At 69.2% G+C, this 16997-nt stretch carries 18 protein-coding genes and 1 pseudogene; 6 read left to right on the top strand and 13 right to left on the bottom strand.

Annotated features, from left to right (window positions below; all coding sequences use genetic code 11):
- Window positions 1–155 precede the first annotated feature (155 nt).
- Entirely contained in the window at window positions 156–449 is a 294-nt protein-coding gene (locus H577_RS0106290) for a type II toxin-antitoxin system TacA family antitoxin (protein ID WP_029145234.1), read from the top strand.
- The gene (locus tag H577_RS0106285; RefSeq protein ID WP_029145233.1) at window positions 446–946 is read left to right on the top strand and encodes a GNAT family N-acetyltransferase; all 501 of its coding nucleotides are present in this window, start codon (window positions 446–448) and stop codon (window positions 944–946) included. The genes H577_RS0106290 and H577_RS0106285 overlap by 4 nt, the downstream gene beginning before the upstream one ends.
- Window positions 947–969: 23 nt before the next feature.
- On the opposite strand, the gene H577_RS0106280 is transcribed toward H577_RS0106285, so the two are convergent.
- The 4 genes from H577_RS0106280 to H577_RS0106265 all read right to left on the bottom strand — a co-directional run bounded on the left by H577_RS0106280 (window position 970) and on the right by H577_RS0106265 (window position 2889).
- The gene (locus tag H577_RS0106280; RefSeq protein ID WP_029145232.1) at window positions 970–1323 is read right to left on the bottom strand and encodes a DUF2200 domain-containing protein; all 354 of its coding nucleotides are present in this window, start codon (window positions 1321–1323) and stop codon (window positions 970–972) included.
- A gap of 47 nt (window positions 1324–1370) precedes the next feature.
- Window positions 1371–1811, bottom strand: coding sequence for a hypothetical protein (locus H577_RS0106275; protein WP_245570344.1), 441 nt, complete (start codon window positions 1809–1811; stop codon window positions 1371–1373).
- Between the two features lie 286 nt (window positions 1812–2097).
- A complete protein-coding gene (locus tag H577_RS18210; RefSeq protein ID WP_342664743.1) occupies window positions 2098–2235 on the bottom strand; it encodes a hypothetical protein in 138 nt (45 codons plus the stop codon).
- A 201-nt stretch (window positions 2236–2436) separates the two neighbouring features.
- Window positions 2437–2889 (bottom strand): hypothetical protein, encoded by a 453-nt coding sequence (locus H577_RS0106265; protein ID WP_029145229.1) that lies wholly within the window; start codon window positions 2887–2889, stop codon window positions 2437–2439.
- A gap of 529 nt (window positions 2890–3418) precedes the next feature.
- Between H577_RS0106265 and H577_RS0106260 the strand changes: the two genes are divergently transcribed.
- Together H577_RS0106260 and H577_RS0106255 are read left to right on the top strand one after the other, a co-directional pair.
- Window positions 3419–3838, top strand: coding sequence for a YciI family protein (locus tag H577_RS0106260; RefSeq protein WP_029145228.1), 420 nt, complete (start codon window positions 3419–3421; stop codon window positions 3836–3838).
- 28 nt (window positions 3839–3866) lie between these two features.
- Entirely contained in the window at window positions 3867–5117 is a 1251-nt protein-coding gene (locus H577_RS0106255; protein WP_029145227.1) for an RNA polymerase sigma factor, read from the top strand.
- 37 nt (window positions 5118–5154) lie between these two features.
- Here the strand turns inward: H577_RS0106255 and H577_RS0106250 are convergent, their stop codons facing one another.
- The 8 genes and pseudogenes from H577_RS0106250 to H577_RS0106215 form a co-directional block, all read right to left on the bottom strand.
- A complete protein-coding gene (locus H577_RS0106250) occupies window positions 5155–5913 on the bottom strand; it encodes a GntR family transcriptional regulator (protein WP_036284069.1) in 759 nt (252 codons plus the stop codon).
- Between the two features lie 98 nt (window positions 5914–6011).
- Entirely contained in the window at window positions 6012–6722 is a 711-nt protein-coding gene (gene deoC, locus H577_RS0106245; protein WP_029145225.1) for a deoxyribose-phosphate aldolase, read from the bottom strand.
- Between the two features lie 30 nt (window positions 6723–6752).
- Window positions 6753–7208: a D-ribose pyranase gene (gene rbsD, locus H577_RS0106240; RefSeq protein WP_029145224.1), complete on the bottom strand. Its 456-nt coding sequence runs from the start codon at window positions 7206–7208 to the stop codon at window positions 6753–6755.
- A 21-nt stretch (window positions 7209–7229) separates the two neighbouring features.
- A complete protein-coding gene (locus H577_RS0106235; RefSeq protein ID WP_029145223.1) occupies window positions 7230–8768 on the bottom strand; it encodes a sugar ABC transporter ATP-binding protein in 1539 nt (512 codons plus the stop codon).
- A gap of 5 nt (window positions 8769–8773) precedes the next feature.
- Window positions 8774–9802: a substrate-binding domain-containing protein gene (locus H577_RS0106230; protein WP_029145222.1), complete on the bottom strand. Its 1029-nt coding sequence runs from the start codon at window positions 9800–9802 to the stop codon at window positions 8774–8776.
- 85 nt (window positions 9803–9887) lie between these two features.
- Entirely contained in the window at window positions 9888–10889 is a 1002-nt protein-coding gene (locus H577_RS0106225; protein WP_029145221.1) for an ABC transporter permease, read from the bottom strand.
- Complete coding sequence (locus H577_RS0106220; protein WP_029145220.1) at window positions 10886–11806, bottom strand: ribokinase; 921 nt, start codon at window positions 11804–11806, stop codon at window positions 10886–10888. Before H577_RS0106220 ends, H577_RS0106225 begins: the two co-directional genes overlap by 4 nt.
- Before the next feature lie 203 nt (window positions 11807–12009).
- A pseudogene (locus tag H577_RS0106215) lies at window positions 12010–12396 on the bottom strand (transposase); the annotation flags it as partial.
- An 88-nt stretch (window positions 12397–12484) separates the two neighbouring features.
- Here H577_RS0106215 and H577_RS0106210 point away from each other — a divergent pair.
- Window positions 12485–13735, top strand: a complete 1251-nt coding sequence (locus H577_RS0106210) for a DUF6880 family protein (protein ID WP_029145218.1) — start codon at window positions 12485–12487, stop codon at window positions 13733–13735.
- 54 nt (window positions 13736–13789) lie between these two features.
- Here the strand turns inward: H577_RS0106210 and H577_RS16930 are convergent, their stop codons facing one another.
- Complete coding sequence (locus tag H577_RS16930; RefSeq protein ID WP_156876570.1) at window positions 13790–15277, bottom strand: HNH endonuclease signature motif containing protein; 1488 nt, start codon at window positions 15275–15277, stop codon at window positions 13790–13792.
- A gap of 626 nt (window positions 15278–15903) precedes the next feature.
- Here H577_RS16930 and H577_RS15385 point away from each other — a divergent pair.
- On the top strand, window positions 15904–16959 hold the full coding sequence (locus H577_RS15385) for an ADP-ribosylglycohydrolase family protein (RefSeq protein WP_051191814.1): 1056 nt from the start codon (window positions 15904–15906) through the stop codon (window positions 16957–16959).
- Window positions 16960–16997 lie beyond the last annotated feature (38 nt).

The raw sequence follows: 16997 nt of genomic DNA, 5'->3' as shown, positions 1-16997 counted from the left end.
GTACGCTGCCAGTCACACGACTGCGCCAGGAATCAGCATCCGCGCCACCGATCGACGGCGCAGTCGCCGCGACAAGGCGCAGCCGAAACGCGATCGCGTGACGCCGAGGCATCCCGTACGTACAATGGTTGTACAGCAGCAGGAGGGTGAGTGCGATGTCGGAGTCAGTGACGCGACCGTCACGCAGCCAGCGGATCAACCTGCGGGCGACGGCGCGTCAAGAGGCGTTGCTGCGTCGCGCGGCCGATGCGACGGATCACACGCTGACCGATTTCATCCTCGACAGCGCGGTGGACCAGGCCCAGCAGGTGCTCGCAAGTCGACAATGGTTCGCCGTGTCCCCACAGCAGTTCGACGAGTTCGTGCGGATGCTCGACGAACCGTTGCCCTCGACCGAGCGGTTCCAGCGGCTGTTCTCGCGCCGGTCCCGCTTCGAACCGGCCGGATGACCGGGCTCACCGCACCGCGACGACTGATCCGCTCCGACGACCGTCGGTCGTTCCGCAGCGGCGCGGCCGATCTCGACGATTGGTTCCACAGGTACGCCTGGCAGAACCAGCTCGCGAACAACGCGGTGACCTATGTGCTCACGGATGGCGACCGGATCGCGGGCTTCTACTCCCTGGCGATGGCCGCGGTCTCGAAGGATGCCGCGCCGCAGGCTCTGGCGCGGCATCGACCGTCGCAGATCCCGTGCATTCTGCTCGCACGCCTGGCCGTCGACGCGTCATACCACGGTCAAGGACTCGGGTGGGAGCTCTTGCGCGATGCGCTGCTGCGCGCGGTGCAGCTCAGCCGCAGCATCGGCGCTGCTGCGGTTCTGGTCCATTGCCGCGACGACGCCGCCCGAGCCTTCTACCTGCACAACGGTGACTTCTTGTCGTCGCCTGTCGACGACCTTCACCTGATGGTGCCCATCGCAGCACTGGAGAAGTTCGTCGACTGACCGGCGCGGGGCCGCGCGCGCCCTCACGCCTCGCGCAGCACCTTCTCCAGGGCCTTGCCGCGCGCGAGTTCGTCGACGAGCTTGTCGAGATAGCGGATCTTCTGCATGAGCGGGTCGTCGATGTCCTCGACTCGCACGCCGCAGACGACGCCGGTGATCAGCGACGCATTCGGGTTGAGGTCGGCGGCGGCGAAGAACTCCTCGAGCGTGGTGCCGTCGTCGAGGTGGCGCTGCAGGGCCCGCTGGTCGAAGCCGGTGAGCCACCGGATGACCTCGTCGAGCTCGGCGACGGTGCGTCCCTTGCGCTCGACCTTCTGCACGTAGAGCGGATAGACCGACGCCATCGGCATCCGATACACGCGCTCGGCACGGTTCATGCCGACATGGTACGCCGGGCCTCCGCGGCCGCCTCGGCCGCCGCGCCTCAGCGCCGCTCGTCCGCGCAGTCCTCGGCGGAGCCGACGAGCATGCCCAGCCCGATCCCCAGCATCCACGAGTCTTTGCTGATGGCGGTGCCGGCCTGACTCGGCCAGACGCTGCCGGGCTTGCGCAGCGCGGGGGTGCGCAGGTACATGCCGACCAGGCCCGACGAGAACCCGGTGAGCGCCGCGCCGGCGAGCCACGTCGGCACGAACGGGATCAAAAGCAGCGACCCGACCGTGATCTCGGTGATCGCGAGTGTGCGCACGAACCGTGCCGCCGGGATGCGTCTCAGCATCGGATACGCGCCGGTCGCGGCGCCGTACAGCCCGGCGACCTGGTCGGGGCCGGCCTTCAGCTTCTCGATTCCGGAGTGCAAGATGTACGCGCCGGTGGCCAGCCGTGTCGGCAGGTCACGCAGCCGCATCCGGGACCCTGTGCCCATGACGACCTCCTTGTCTGCGCTGTGCAGAATACGCCGGATGCCGCGGCTTGGCGAGGGGCGCGGCATCCTCGCCGGCGAGTGCAGGCGCCCGGCCGGCGAGGGGGCGATGCCCCACGACTGCGCCAGGAATCAGCATCCGCGCCAACGATCGACGGCGCAGTCGCCGAATCGTGGCGCAGTCGTGTGACCGGGCGTGCCGCACCGTGGCGCAGTCGCCGAATCCTGGCGCAGTCGTGTGATCCGACGTCGCCGGGTCGAGAGGTACTCCGGGGTCGGGTGTTCCGCGCTACTTCGTCTGATTCGGATGCCGCGTGTGCACCTGCTCGAGGTGCACGACGCGGTTGACCACGAAGTACCAGATGCGGGCACCGCCCGACAGCTCGTACTGCCATCGCTCGTGCGACTGGCCACCACGCGTGATCACACCGAGCTCACCACGCAGGGGATGAACCGTTGACGTGTGTTGCAGCGGATGCTGCGTCAAGTAGTCCCACGCGTCAGTCAGAACGTTCCGTTGCGTCGCGCGCAGGTCGCGCCATCCGGCCTCTGCTTCACGTGTGGCGAACACGAGTTCGTACTCGGTGCTCTTCGTCGGGCGAACGACCCGGGTGTTCCGCGCCATGGATCAGGGGCGCTCGACCTGCGGCGGAATGTCGAACCAGGTGAGCTCCTCGCCTCCGAGACCCGCAGCCACGGCGGCTGCCGTGGAACGCCAGGAGGCGAGTTCAGCGGCGGCGAGATGTGCCTGACCGGTCGCGAACGATCCGCGCGCTGCACGGACCAGGTCGGCCGCACACTTCTCGCGATCAGTCGGCGAAAGTGCGAGCATCCAGTCGAAGCGATCCGCAAGACGGTCGGCCAGGGACCCTTCGTCATCGAGAGACGCGGCGATCAGCTGCGCGGCGAACTGCAGCAGGGAGTCTCGTGCGTCGGCCTCGGCCCGGGTCATCAGAACGAGGGCCTCGCCATCGCGACGAGTCACCTCGACGGGCGCATTCTCGGCGGCCGCGAAAACCGGCGCCGGCTGGCGGGACAACTCTGAAGACTGGAACGAACGACGCGGAAGTGTCGCTGTCATGCCCTCAGTCTACTTCAGAAGTAGTTCTGAAAACAAGCGGGCACCGTTGCGAGTGCAGAACACGCCCGATGCCGCGGCTTGGTGAGGGGCGCGGCATCCGCCGCCAGCGAGGGCACGCGCCCGGCCGGCGAGAAGGCACCGCCCCACGACTGCGCCAGGAATCAACATCCGCGCCACCGATCGGCGGCGCAGTCGCCGAATCGTGGCGCAGTCGTGTGGCCGGCGATGCCGCGGGGTGATGGTGCGAGTAGCGGCACACGATCGGATGACGATCACCGACGGGCTCGATCCGGAGATGTGCCGTCGACAGGCTGGATGACGCGGCCCGCGCCCCCGGCGGCCTCGACGCGCCGGTTCAGCCTGTCGACGGCCCGCTCAGGCCGGTCGCCGTCGGCGGGATCGCACGACGGGTCCGCCCGCACTCCGACGCGCAGCGAAGAATTCCCGCGACGATGTCGATTCCGCTCGCGCCCGTTCGACGCGATAGTGAGAGGGGACGAGAGATCCCCACCGAACAGGGAGCAGTCAGATGAAGCACATGCTGATCATGCGGGCCACGGCCGAGGCGGTCGAGGCGTACAAGGACGTCGACTTCAACGAGGTGCTGACCGCGATGGGAAAGTACAACGAGTCGCTGATCAAGGCGGGGGTGATGCTGGCCGCTGATGGTCTGGCCGACGAGCCCGGGTATGTCGTCGACTTCTCGGCGCAGCCGCCGGTCGTCAGCGACGGCCCGTACGGAGAGGTGCACGAGCTGTTCAACGGCTTCTGGATCCTGCAGACCGCCACGGCCGAAGAGGCCCTCGAGTGGGCGAAGCGCTGCCCGCTGGGTCCGGGCAGCAAGCTCGAGGTGCGGCGCGTGCACGAGGACGCGGACTTCGACGCGTTCGCCGACAACGAGTACGTGCAGAAGTCGAAGGAGTGGCGGGCCCAGGCCGAACAGGCGTGAGGGCGGGAGCACGCCGAGCGGAGCACCCATGGATGACACCCGGCGCACGGTCGAGGCCGTCTGGCGCATCGAGGGCGCACGGATCACCGCATCCGTCGCCAAGATGACCGGCGACCTCGGCCTGGCCGAGGATGTCACGCAGGAGGCGCTCGTCGAGGCGCTGGGGTCGTGGCTGCGGGACGGCGTGCCGCACAATCCGGGGGCGTGGCTGACCGCGGTGGCCAAGCGCCGCGCGATCGACACGTGGCGGCGGCGGGAGCGCCTCGACGAGAGGTACGCGGCGATCGCGCGGGCGCTCGACGAGGCATCCGACGACGACTGGCAGCCGATCGACGACGACGTGCTGCGGCTGGTGTTCACGGCGTGCCATCCGGCGCTGTCGCGCGAGTCGCAGGTGGCGTTGACGCTGCGGGTGGTGGCGGGGCTGTCGACCGACGAGATCGCGCGGATGCTGCTGACGAGCGTGCCGACGGTGCAGGCGCGCATCACCCGGGCGAAGAAGGCGCTGGCGGCGGCGCGGGTGCCGTTCGCCACGCCCGATCCGACCCAGTGGCGGGAGCGGCTGGGCGCCGTGCTCGGGGTGGTGTACCTGGTGTTCACCGAGGGGTATGCCGCGACGGCGGGCGAGCGGTGGGTGCGGCCCGACCTGGCCGACGAGGCGATCCGGCTCGGCCGAGTGGTGGTGGGGCTGCTGCCGCGCGAGCCGGAGGTGTGGGCGCTGGTGGCGCTGATGGAGTTCCAGCGGTCGCGGTTCGCGGCGCGGGTCGACGGCGCGGGGTCGCCGGTGCTGCTGGCGGATCAGGACCGGTCGCGGTGGGACCACGGGCAGATCCGGCGTGCGGTGGCGGCGTTGCAGCGGGCGGATGCTGTGGCTCGCGCGCGCAGGACCGGCCGGGGCGCGTACGCCCTGCAGGCGGCGATCGCGCAGTGCCATGCGGTCGCGCCGAGCGTGGCCGAGACCGACTGGGCGCGGATCGTCACGCTGTACGAGGTGCTGGGGCGCGTCGCGCCGAACCCGGTGGTGGAGCTGAACCGCGCGGTGGCGGTGTCGATGGCGCAGGGTCCGGCCGAGGCCCTGGAGATCGTGGACGCCCTTGCCGAGTCGGATGCGCTGCGCGGCTCGCACCTGGTGCCGAGCGTGCGCGGCGAGTTGCTCGCGCAGCTGGGCCGGGTGGACGAGGCACGGTCGGAGCTGCTGACCGCCGCGGCGCTCACCGCCAATGCCGCACAGGCACGCGTGCTCCGGGAGAAGACCGAGGCGCTCGGCCGGGACGGATGACTGTGCCAGGCAGGGCTGCCGTGGTGCGACGCGTCGGTCAGCGCCGGGAGAGGATCGAGGTCACCCTCAGGCGTCCGGAATGAATCCAGACGTCCGAGTACTCGATCGGGTGGTTGTTCGAGAGGTAGGTCACCTGTTCGAGGTACTGCACGGGCCGCCCCAAAGGGATGTCGAGCAGCTCGGCGACATCGCCCTCGGCAGCCTCGGCGCTGAAGGTGCGCCTCGCGCTCCCAATGTTGAGCGAATACCGGCCTTCGAGCGTTCCGAACAGGCTCTGCGTCTCGAAGTCGACGTTCTCGATGCCGGGCGCGAAATCGGTCCGGACATAGTTGTAGAGGAGGGTCACTGGTCCGTCCGCCGTGCTGCGAAGACGCACCAGGCGCAGGACTGCACCTCCGGCGGGCACCTCCAGCAGCGCCGCGACCGGGCGGGGCGGGACGATGAGCTCCTGCGCGATCACGCGCGTGGCCGTCTCGATGCCTTGCCGCGCGAAGTCCTCCGAGAGTGTGGTGAGCTTCTGCGCGATGGCGGGTTCGATCGTGGTCGATGTCACGAAGGTTCCGCGTCCGCGGACCTGTCGCAGCAGCCCCTCCTCGATGAGCGTGGTCATCGCTCGGCGCAGCGTGCCGCGGCTCACGCCGAGCTGGGTCGCGAGCTCGGGCTCGCTCTGCAGCCGGTAGTGGGCGGGCCACTCGCCCGACGCGATCTTCGCCCGGAAGCTGTCGGAGATCTGGGTGTGGATGGCGACCGGCAGCTCCCTCTGGATGTCGGTGTCGCTCGCGTGCGCGGGGCTCACGTGATCTCCTCGGCTGTGATGGGTTGCGCGATGGCGTATCACCATCCCTATCTCACTTCTGGGTGTGGATGGCGATACGCTACCGGCACGGGTGTCACTCAGTAGCTCGTCGTGTTCTCGTCCGCACTGTCGGTGATGATCGACAGCCCCGCGCTGGTGCCCAGCAGCACCGCTCCGGCCCGCAGCAGCTCGAGAGCCTGCCGGTAGCTCTTGATGGAGCCCGAGGCCTTCACCTTGACGTTCCCGCGGGCGCGGTCGACCAGATAGCGGATGCTCTCCGGGTTCGCCGTCTCGATCTGTCCGCTGGAGGCGTTCTTCAGGTACGCGGCACCCGCCTCCATGGCGAGCTCGACCGCGGCCTCCTTCTCGGCGTCGGTCAGCAGCGGGAGCTCCAGCATGACTTTCACTGGGATTCCGCTGGCGCGGACGACACCGGCGATGTCGTCCCGGAACTCGTCATACATGCCGCTCTTGAGCCAGCCGACCTGCACGCCGATGTCGAGCTGCGTGGCGCCCTGCTTCGCGATCTGCTCGGCCTCCGCCGCTTTTCCGGCGCTGGTCATGACTCCCACAGTGGGGAAGTCGAGGGCCGATGCGACCTCGATGCCGGTACCGGCGAGCTCGCGCGCGACGAGCGAGACCCAGGAGGCCGGGACCATGGCCGCGTTGAACCCGTGCTCGACGGCCTCGCGCGCATGCGCGATCATCTCGTCGCGCGTCGAACCGACCTCGATCTTCGTGTGCTGGATGAACGGCGCCATCTCCGCCGGGGTGAGGGTGAGAGGCTGGGCGGCACTCGTGTCTGTCACGTCAGGTCCTTCTTTCGATTGGGTTGGGGTCTAGAGCTTGGAGGCGTAGTAGTCGGGTGCGACGACGCCTTCGCCGCCGAACCACTTGGGCACGTCGACACCGCAGTACAGGCCGACGTTTCCCCAGGGCTCGAAGGCGCCTGTGCGGACGATCACCTTGGCCTGCGCGGCGAGCTGACCGAGCACGTCCGCATGCGGACGGGTGCTGAACTCCGCGTCGCCGAACCGCTCCCGCAGCCACGCGTCCAACCGCGGATTGTTCGTGGGGACCTCATCGGCCCGCACGACCCCCTCGACCACGAGCTCGTCGGCGATCAGCCCCAGCACCGTCCGCAGGTCGGGCAGGTTCTCGGCGACGGCCAGGTCGATCCGGTCGGCCGCCGGCGGGATGGGGAAACCGGCGTCGACCACCATGATCAGGTCGGTGTGCCCCAGCGTGGCGAGGGCGCCGCTGAGGGGCGCGTTGAGGATGCCGTGACGCTTCATGTCGTTCCTTTCGTCTCCGCCTTACGCGGCTTCGCTTCCGGCGCCCGTGGCGAGCGCCATGATGGACTCTTCGGTGGCCTGTGCGGTCTCGAGGATCCCGGCGACGCGGCCCTGGGACATGACGATGATCCGGTCGGTCGCCGTGAGCAGTTCGGGCAGATCGGATGACGAGCACACGATCGCAATCCCCCGGTCCGCGAGCTGGAACATCTCCTCGTAGATCTCGACCTTCGCCCCGACATCCACCCCTCGCGTGGGCTCGTCGAGCATCAGGACCTTCGGATCGATCGCCAGCAGTCGTGCAAGCAGCGCCTTCTGCTGGTTGCCGCCCGACAGGCTCGTGATCGGCTGCGACGTCGCGGCCGTCTTGACGTGCATCCTCTTCGCGAGGGTGCCGGCGTACGCGTCGAGATGACGACGCCGGAGCAGGCCAGCGCGGGAGAAGCGCCCGGTGACCAGCGCCCCGATGTTCTCGGCCACCGACATCGTGGTGAGCAGTCCCTGGGCCCGGCGCTCCCCGGGAAGGAAGCCGAGTCGGCGACGGACGCTCTTCGCCGGTGTGCGGGCGTCGTAGGCCTCTCCGAGTATGGAGACGGTGCCGCGACGGCCCGGGACGGCCCCGAAGATGTTCGCCAGCAGCTCGACACGGCCGGAGTCGGGCAGTCCGGCGACGCCGACGATCTCGCCGGGTCGGACGTCGAAGCTGACATTATCGTGACGCGGCCCGCTCAGACCGTCCACGACGAGCGCAGGGGCCACGTCCGCCGCCGTGGCCGCGTGCTCCCGCCCCGCGAAGTGCCCGAGCTCTCGACCCACCATCGCCGCGACCGCCCGCTCGGGGGTGACCTCGTCTCGCCGCCACGAGCCGACGTGCCGCCCGTCCCGCAGCACCTCGACGCGGTCGCACAGCGCGAAGACCTCCGGCATCCGGTGAGAGACGTAGACCATCGTGGTCCCCGCCTGCTTGAGCCGCCCCATCAGGTCGAACAGACGGTCCGATTCGGCCGGGGTCAGCATCGCCGTGGGCTCGTCGAGGATGAGGACCCGGCATCCGCGGGCGACGGCCCGCGCCACCACGACCAGCTGCTGGATGGCCAGGTCGAGACCGCGGAGCCCCGCGGACGGATCGATGTCGAGGCCGAGCTCGCCGAGGAGGTCGCTCGCGCGCTCCTGCATCCTGCGCTTGGCGGGGAAGAGGCGCGACCCGGGCTCGACGCCCACGAGGATGTTCTCCGCGACCGTGCGATCGGGCAGCAACGACAGCTCCTGCGGGACGATCGCGACCGAGTGCTTCGTGAGCACCGTGTTCGGGTCGTACGACGAGATCTGCTCGCCGAAGACCGTGATGCTCCCGCCGCTGGGCGGCTGCAGACCCGCGAGGATCTTCAGCAGGGTCGACTTGCCCGCGCCGTTTTCGCCCAGGAGAGCCGTGATCTCGCCTGCGGTGATGTCGAAGCTGACGTCGTCCAGGGCCTTGACGGGGCCGAAGCTGCGCGTGACCCCCTCGATCCGGACGGCGACTTCGCGAGGCGGCGCCTCACCGCTCTGCGACGGGAGCATCGTCCTCAGTCCTCCACCGTCGCCTCGGACAGGTTGTCCTTGGCGATGAACTGCGCACCGGTGTCGACGCCGGCGATGGCTGTACCGTTCTTCAGGAAGTCGGCGAGCACCTTGACCGCCTGGTAGCCCTGCTCGGTCGGGTTCTGGCTGATCGTGAAGGACACGACGCCCTTCTGGATGTACTCAACGGTGGCCGAGAGCAGGTCGAAACCGCCCATGGCGATCTTCCCGGCGTTGCCGGACTGGTCGATCCACTTCGCGGCGGCCGTCGTGGAGCAGCAGTCGAGACCGGCGACAGCCACGACGTCGGACTGACCGGCCATCGTCGATTCGACGGTGTTGTAGGCGGCGTTGGGCTCGTTGCCCACGTTCACGGGGCCGACGACGGTCAGCTTGCTGCCTTCGATGCCCTTCTGGAATCCGCTGAAGCGGTCGTGCGACCAGCCGGCCCCGGTGTCGAGGGAGAACACGACGACCTTGCCGGCCGTGTCCTTGCCGACCGTCTCGACGAGCTTCTCGGCCTCGGACTGCCCGGATGCTGTGAGGTCCTGGCCGACGAAAGCCATCTGCTTCGAGTCCGGGTTGTCGGTGTTGAACGAGATGATCGGGATGCCGGCGTCATACGCCTGCGCGATCACGGGCTTGAGCGCATCGCTGGACGCCGACGAGACCGCGAGTCCGTCCACGGACTTCTGCTGGATGAGGGTCTGCAGCTCGGACACCTGCTTGGCCGCGTCGCCGCCGGTTGGGCCGATGAGCTGCACGTCGACGCCGAGCTCGGTGCCCGCCTTCTGCATGCCGGCCTTGATGGGGGTCGCGAAGGCGAGCGACGGGTCGTGGTAGCTGAGCTTGATGCGCAGCGTCTCGCCATCGTCGATGCGCTTCTGGATGTAGTCGGCGAGATGGAACTCGCCGTCGCCGCCGGCGCCGGGCGCACCGGAGGTGATCGCGCCGCAGCCGGTTAGGGACAGGGCGGCCGCAGCGGCCAGGGCGCTCCACGCGATCAGGCGTTGGGCGCGAATACGGAGGGACATCGGTGCTCCTTTGATCCGAACTTCTTGATGATGGTGATGGGTGATGCGCCTCGTAGGCGCGACAGAGCGGGCCCGGGTAGCCGGCTCAGGCCTTGCTCTTCCGACGTTGCTGCCATGTGTCGGCCGCGACGGCGGCGATGATGACGAGACCCGTGATCACGGTCTGCCAGAACGACGAGATCCCGTTGATGTTGAGGATGTTCTGCAGGATGCCGATGAAGACGACGCCGATGATGGTCCCCCACATCGTCCCGGACCCGCCGAAGAGGGCCGCGCCACCGATGATGACAGCGGAGATCACGGTGAGCTCGAGGCCAGTGCCGGTCACGCCCTGCACGTAGGAGAGGAACGAGAGCCCCAGCACCCCGGCGACGGCGGCCGTGAACCCGGAGAGTGCGAACGCGGCCACCTTGACCGTCTTCACGTCGATGCCGACCAGTCGTGCGGCCTCCTTGTTCCCGCCGACCGCGTAGGTGTTGAACCCGAGTCGCGAGCGAGACAGCAGCACGATGCCGATCGCGGCCAGCACGACGAAGATCACGAACTGCATCGGGACGATCCCGAACAGCCGGCCCTGCCCGAGCAGGTTGAACTCGGCGACGCCGGGCCGGCTCGAGCTGAGCGAGATGGGGGCTCCGTCCGAGATCAGAAGCGCGACGCCACGGAACACGCTCAGCGTGCCGAGGGTGACGATGAAGCTCGGCACGCCGAGCAGGACGACCGCGAGTCCGTTCAGGATGCCGGCGACCGTGCCGACGGCGACGCCCAGCGCCGACGCGAGAGGCCAGGGCGTGCCGGCGGCGATCGCCATCCCGGTGCAGATCGCGGCCAGAGCGTAGATGGACCCGACCGAGAGGTCGATCTCGGCATTGATGATGACGAAGGTCGCACCGATCGCCATGATCCCGATCTGGGAGATCTGCTGTCCGACGGAGAGCAGGTTGCCCGTCTGGAGGAAGCTGGGCGAGAGGATGGCACCGAGGATGATCAGCAGCACGAGGGCCGCGAGCACGCCGACCTCGCGGGCGTGGAGAAGCTTGCGCGGGTTGAAGGCGGCACGGCGCGCGCTCACGGCGGTGGCGGTCATCGGTTCGCTCCGATCGGGAAGGGAAGATCAGCACGGGTCGGAAGCGCCGGGATGACTCCGGCGATCGTGACGGTGTGCGCGGCGGCATGCGCCGCGCCGCGGGCCGCGGCGGCCAGCTCCGCACCTCCGGCGAGACCGACCGCGAGTGCTGCGGTGAACGAGTCGCCGGCGCCGGTCGTGTCGACGACGTCCTCAACGCGGACGGGCGCCACGGCGGTCACGCCGTCGCTGGTGGCCAGCAGGGCGCCGGCCTCGCCGCGCGTGAGGATCACGCGTGCGCCCGACCGCGATACGAGGCGGGAGACCAGCTCGGCGTCGTCGAGTCCGTGATCCGCTTGGAGGCCGAGCAGCACGGGCGCCTCCGACTGGTTCGGGGTGACGACGTCGATGTACTTCCACGCCTCGTCAGGCAGGCGCTTCGCCGGTGCGGGGTTCAGCAGCGTGAGGGTGCCCTCCTCCCGCCCGATTCGGAGGGCTGCGACGACCGCGTCAAGGGGGATCTCCATCGAGACGACGAGGACGTCGGAGGAGGCGATCTCCTCACGGAAGGTCTCGACGGCGGAGACATCCAGCGCGTCCAGCGCACCGGGAGCGATGACGATACGGTTCTCGCCGCTGGGCTCCACGAGGATGAATCCCACCATCGTCGCCGCGTCCTCGACGACCACGACGTGCCGGCTGTCGACGCCCTCCCGCTGCCAGAGCTGTTTCGCGGCGACCCCGTAGCCGTCGTCGCCGATGGCGGTGAGGAACGATACGCCCGCCCCCAGCCGCGCGGCGCCGATCGCCTGGTTGGATCCCTTGCCGCCGTGCCCGTCGTCGAACGTGCCGTCGGAGAGAGTCTCTCCCGGAGCCGGCATCCGCGGCACTCGCATCGTCAGGCCGACGCCGTAGCTGCCGACCACCGCAATCTTCATTGATCCGCCTCGCCGCGTTTTGTATGTGGACAACTATGTACATGTACTATCCACGAGAGCGCCACGGATGTCAAGCCTGACTTCACCCACTAGTGGTGGTGAGGGAGTGTCGAGGTGCGGCTGATCCGAGTTTTCTTCGGGGCCTGTGGTGGGGTGGGGTCGCCGAGAATTGATGGCTCTTCGTAATCAAGGGTGTCGCGCTGGCGTGAAGCCCCGGCTTCGAGGAGGCTGCGCACGATGTCGTGGGTAAGGTTCCGGAACCCGAGCGCTGCGCCGCGGAGGTGCTCGAGGCGCCCGTTGATCGCCTCCGTCGGGCCGGTGCTGGTTCCGGGCCGGTCGAAGAACGCAAGGATGTCGGTGGCGCGTTGCTTCAACGTCCGACCGAGTCGGCGAATCTCGGTGAAAGCGGCGGGGACGCCGCTGCTGACAGCGTCGATCACCGCCTGCATCATCTGCTTGCCCTTGTTCTTGTCGGGTTCACGGTAGGCGGCGACGATGCGCTGGTAGATCCCCCAGGTCGCTTCGACCTCCACGTGCTCCTCGACTGCGAACACCGCGTCCAGCCGCGTGGTCTGCTTCTCGGTGCGGAGCCGGCGGTCCCCGACACACCCTCAACTGCGAAGAGCCCGATAACAGGGACCCGCAATCGCGGGGCGCGGCACCTGGCATCCTTGACAGATGACGCTTGCCCGCGACATCCCGAACGTCCTCGCCTCGTTCCGCACGAACCGACGCGACATGTGGACCCGCGCCGCCGACGAGTTCGCGTTCGAAGCCGAGCAAGCCATTCCGCTGTTGGCCGACATGGCCGAGGACTATGGCGCGAAGGATGTCATCCCGGTCGTGCGCAAGGCCATCGCGAGCACCTTCCGCGTGCTGATGCGGGCGGACGATTCGAACGGCAGCATCCAACTCGTCATCGCTGAGCTGCTGAACCTGCATGCCGAGCTGTGCGCGCAAGAGCCACCGGCTCCGGCGACGCTGGCGGCGTGGATCCAGAAGCAGCAGTTCGGTGAACTCGGCGAGTATTTCAGGATCGACGTCGCCGACTACGAAGAGGCCCTCGGCGAGCGCGGGCTCGCGCGCTTTCAGGAGCAGCTCGACAAGCGCTGCGCCGAGCTGTCGTCGTTCACCGAGAGCCCCGAGCTCGAGTTCAGCCACGACGACGGGTGGCACGCCCGGCACGCCCTGCGCTACAACCTGCAACGCCTCGCCGTGCTGCGCGAGGACGAAGAGGCGATCATCCGCACGCACGGCGGCGACCTGCCGCGGGCACATCTGCGCGCCGCCGCGGCGAAGGCGCTGGCCGAGGCCGGCTTCGTCGACCGCGCCGCCGACGTCGCGCACGAGGGTATGGACCTGCCCGGCGGTGACTTCCAGCAGCAGGAGTGCGGTGAACTCTGGGTTGAGCTGGTCTCGCGGGCGCGTCGAGCCGATGCCGCAGCCGCCGCGTTCGAGGTCTTCGAGCGCTGGCCGACCGCGGCGAACGCGCAGGCGTGGCAGGAGCAGGCCGGCGATGCGTGGCGGCTGAACCGCGAGGCGGCGATCGCTCGGATGCGCGAGCACGTGCGGGAACTCGTGTCGTATCTGCTCGCCGACGGCGACGTCGAACGCGCCTGGCGCGAGGCGTTGCAGGCAGCACAGGACGGCCGGTCGCTGCCGCCCGACTTGTGGGACGAGCTCGTCCGCCGCTACGCGAAGATCGACCCGGTTGCGGTGCTTCCGGTGATGGTGCAGCTGATCGACGATCGCCTCGTCGAGGCGAACACGCGCGTGTATCCCGGAGCGGTGCGGCGCATGACGACGCTGCGCGCGGCCGCCCGCGATGCCGGGACGCCCGAGTTCGCCGAGCGGTTCTTCGCCGAACTGCGCACCCGCCACGCACGCCGATCGTCGTTGATCGGGCGAATGGATGCCGCTGGCCCATGACGCTGTGACCGAAGCCCGGCGACGCGGCGACACGGTGCACGCCGGGTGCCGCGATCAGAACGGTGGTACGGAGTCGCCGTCGAACCGGCTGCGGACCGGGTGCGGGTGTTTCGCGTTCGGGGGGATGAGGGCGACGGGCTCGAATCGGACGGTGCCCGGTGGTCTGGTGTGGTGGACGCGGCCTGTCGGGGCGGTCCAGCGAAGGATTCCGCCGGGGAGTTGCTGAACGGCCCAGTCGGTCTCGTGTTTGAGCGTATGGTGCCGCTCGCAGAGGTGCTCGAGGTTGCACAGGCAGGTCGGCCCGCCGTCTGCGTACGCGACGGTGTGGTCGATATCGCATCTTTGGGCGGGGCGGCGGCAGCCGGGGAACCGGCACTGCTGGTCGCGGACCTGCAGGAACAGCCGCTGGCCGGTGTTGGGCCGGTACCGGTCGATGCTGACCGGCACCCCGGTGCACGGGTCGGTGAACACGCGCACCCAGGTCGGGGCGGCCGCGGCGAGGTGCTTCGCGGTGTCGTCGTCGATGGGCCCGAACCCGGCCACAGTCGCCCCGCCGACGGTCTGCCCTGCCAGCGCGGTGGCGGGCACGGTGACCTGCACGGTCGCGGTGATCGCTCCGAGAGCATCCTTCGCCTGTTCCGTGGTGCCGTGCCCGTCGGGAGCGCCGGTCAGCAGCAGGTCGCAGACCACATCCGCCATGATCTGCGCGTGCGTGCGCTCATCGAAAACCGGCGTCTCACCGGTGGCATCCATATCGGCCGACCCGTCATCGACCGCGCCGGTCTTCTCGGCCGCGCCGGCCTTCTCGGCAGCGCCGGTCACGGTGTCGGTCGTGCCGGACTTCTCGGCGGCTTCGGCTTCGGCCTTTTCGGCGGCGTTCTGTTCGCACAGTTCGGTGGCGATGTCGTGGATGCGGTTGTACGCTCCCACGCCTTGCGCGGTGGGCACGTCGACGGTGAGCCGGGTGATCCCCGGTTCCAGCTGCCGGACGGTGACCTTGCGGCGCTGCACCGCCTCGTGCACCCGCTGCTGGGTGCCTTCGGGGTCGAGCCGCACCACGAGCCCGTCCAGCGCGGGCTTCAGTTGTCCAGGGGTCATCTCGACGGCCATGTCGAGGGCGACCGCTTCGTATTCGCGGCGCACCGTGGCGTCTTGAATCTGGATCCCGGTCTCGGCGATCAGTGTCGCGTGTTCGGGTGAGATCTGCCCGCACGAGGCATCGCACAGCGTCTCGCGGAACTCGTTGTTCAGCACCCAGGCGAGCGAGACTTTGCGAGCGACCTGCCATTCACTCAACCGCAGCGCAGCGGCAAGTTCGGCATACACCTCCCGCAGCCCCAGTTCGGAAGAGGCCGTGATCGCGCCGACCCGGGCGCCGCGTTCGCGTTCTCGCTGCTGCACCAGGCCGGCGACGCGGTCGAAGAAGAACATCTCGGCCGCGAACGCGGCCGCCGTCCGCTGCCGGCAGCGGGTGATGTGGTCGACGAGTTCATCCAGGTCGGCGATCGCGCCGGGCAGGCTCACAGCTGGTGATACCGACATGCGCTCCACCCCCTTGGTTCCGAGCGACTGAATCCAGTGTATAGAACAGAGCAACGAATGGCAAGGGTCAGTGGGCTTGTTTTTCGAGGATTTTCGGCCGACGGAGTCCGCGCTGCACGTACGGCTCCCGTCTCACCATCGAACTTCATATCGAACACGACCACGGCCGTCGCGTCGCATGTGTGTCCAGGCCCATGCACAGCCGCTCCGTTCCTCTCAGCGCCATACCGGGGCCGCAGTCCTGTGAGCTCGCGAAAGGATGCTGCTGTTCCGTCGCCCCGCCGCGGTGCAGCACAGCACGCGACACCGTCATAGACCTGGAAGCGGCCGCCACCGACCGGCACTCACGTGGCGCATCGGCGGCGCGGGCGCATCGGCGCTGGATACGATGAAGAACGAACGAGGCAATCGACGGACCCAACCGTGTGCGCGGCGGAGGTCACAGACGGCAGGGCCCAGTCTCTCACCGGTACGCGGGCGCCGAGAAGCACGGGAGCGCAAGAAGCACGCGAGCGCCGACCTGATGACACGCGTGGCCGCTTCGGCAAGATGACGGCGTCGCATCCCGAATCACACCCTCGACCGTGCCCACGGCGAGCGCATCCCTATACCCTGAGGAGCCCACGGTGACCGTGAACCCCGCCCCCGCGGCATCCCTCACCGCACAGCAGCTGGATCGTGCCGTGGGCGCGGTGCTGGCGTCGGCGGCGGGCGATGCGCTCGGGTCGCAGTACGAGTTCGGGCCGGCGCTGCCCGACGAGGTGACGCCCGAGTTCGGGATGGGGCACTTCGGCCACGCGGTGGGCGAGTGGACCGATGACACGAGCATGGCGATGCCGATCCTGCAGGTGTTGGCGGCGGGCCGCACGCTCGAGCAGACCGACGCGCTCGACGAGATCGTGGCGCGGTGGCGGGAGTGGTCGCTGACCGCGAAGGACGTGGGCGTGCAGACGAGCGGCATCCTGTCGCGGCTGCACACGCCGACGGCGGATGCCGCGACCGCGCTGTCGCGGCAAGCACATCGCGCCGCGGGGCGCAGCGCCGGAAACGGGTCGCTGATGCGCACGGGCCCGGTGGCGCTGGGGTATCTGCACCGATCGCCGGCAGAGCTGGTGGCCGCGGCGGGCCGGGTGGCACAGCTGACGCACTGGGAGGACGACAACGTCGCCGCGTGCGCGATCTGGTGTCTGGCGATGCGGCACGGCGTGCTGACCGGCGAGCTCGACGTGCACGGTGCGCTGGACGAGTACATCGCCGTGCTGCGCGGCGCCGAGCCGCAGGGCGGGGCGGGCGGGCACGACGAGCCCGAGCATGTGCGCGACGTCGCGGCCGTCGAGGCGCGCTGGCGTTCACTGATCGACGAGGCTCTGGCCGCAGGCATCCATCCCCGTGACTTCCGGGCGCACAACGGCTGGGTGGTGCGGGCGTTTCAAGGGGCGCTGGCGGCGGTGGCGGGGTCGCGGTCGGTGACGGATGCTGTGGAGCGGGCGGTGCGCGGGGGCAATGACACCGATACGGTCGCGGCGATCGCCGGGGCGCTGGCGGGGGCGGTGTACGGGGGCAGTGCAGTGCCGTCGGCGTGGCGGCGCCGGCTGCACGGGTGGCCGGGCATCGATGCGAACGAGCTGGCGCGGCTGGCCGTGCTGGCGGCGCGGGGCGGTGCGGTCGACGCGCAGGGATGACCGATCGCGGCGCGGGTGCCGGTGGGGGTGGATCGGCT

The organism is Microbacterium luticocti DSM 19459 (assembly GCF_000422405.1).
Taxonomy (GTDB): domain Bacteria; phylum Actinomycetota; class Actinomycetes; order Actinomycetales; family Microbacteriaceae; genus Microbacterium; species Microbacterium luticocti.
This window is presented reverse-complemented; position numbering and strand designations above follow the sequence as displayed.

What these genes read in the sequence shown, in the direction of transcription:
- H577_RS0106235 (WP_029145223.1), bottom strand. Translation starts at nt 8,768, where the DNA reads ATGCTCCCGTCGCAGAGCGGTGAGGCGCCGCCTCGCGAAGTCGCCGTC.
- H577_RS0106260 (WP_029145228.1), top strand. Translation starts at nt 3,419, where the DNA reads ATGAAGCACATGCTGATCATGCGGGCCACGGCCGAGGCGGTCGAGGCG.
- H577_RS0106210 (WP_029145218.1), top strand. Translation starts at nt 12,485, where the DNA reads ATGACGCTTGCCCGCGACATCCCGAACGTCCTCGCCTCGTTCCGCACG.
- H577_RS0106220 (WP_029145220.1), bottom strand. Translation starts at nt 11,806, where the DNA reads ATGAAGATTGCGGTGGTCGGCAGCTACGGCGTCGGCCTGACGATGCGA.
- H577_RS0106280 (WP_029145232.1), bottom strand. Translation starts at nt 1,323, where the DNA reads ATGAACCGTGCCGAGCGCGTGTATCGGATGCCGATGGCGTCGGTCTAT.
- H577_RS0106255 (WP_029145227.1), top strand. Translation starts at nt 3,867, where the DNA reads ATGGATGACACCCGGCGCACGGTCGAGGCCGTCTGGCGCATCGAGGGC.
- H577_RS0106265 (WP_029145229.1), bottom strand. Translation starts at nt 2,889, where the DNA reads ATGACAGCGACACTTCCGCGTCGTTCGTTCCAGTCTTCAGAGTTGTCC.
- H577_RS16930 (WP_156876570.1), bottom strand. Translation starts at nt 15,277, where the DNA reads ATGTCGGTATCACCAGCTGTGAGCCTGCCCGGCGCGATCGCCGACCTG.
- rbsD (WP_029145224.1), bottom strand. Translation starts at nt 7,208, where the DNA reads ATGAAGCGTCACGGCATCCTCAACGCGCCCCTCAGCGGCGCCCTCGCC.
- H577_RS0106290 (WP_029145234.1), top strand. Translation starts at nt 156, where the DNA reads ATGTCGGAGTCAGTGACGCGACCGTCACGCAGCCAGCGGATCAACCTG.
- H577_RS0106225 (WP_029145221.1), bottom strand. Translation starts at nt 10,889, where the DNA reads ATGACCGCCACCGCCGTGAGCGCGCGCCGTGCCGCCTTCAACCCGCGC.
- H577_RS0106275 (WP_245570344.1), bottom strand. Translation starts at nt 1,811, where the DNA reads ATGGGCACAGGGTCCCGGATGCGGCTGCGTGACCTGCCGACACGGCTG.
- H577_RS0106230 (WP_029145222.1), bottom strand. Translation starts at nt 9,802, where the DNA reads ATGTCCCTCCGTATTCGCGCCCAACGCCTGATCGCGTGGAGCGCCCTG.
- H577_RS0106285 (WP_029145233.1), top strand. Translation starts at nt 446, where the DNA reads ATGACCGGGCTCACCGCACCGCGACGACTGATCCGCTCCGACGACCGT.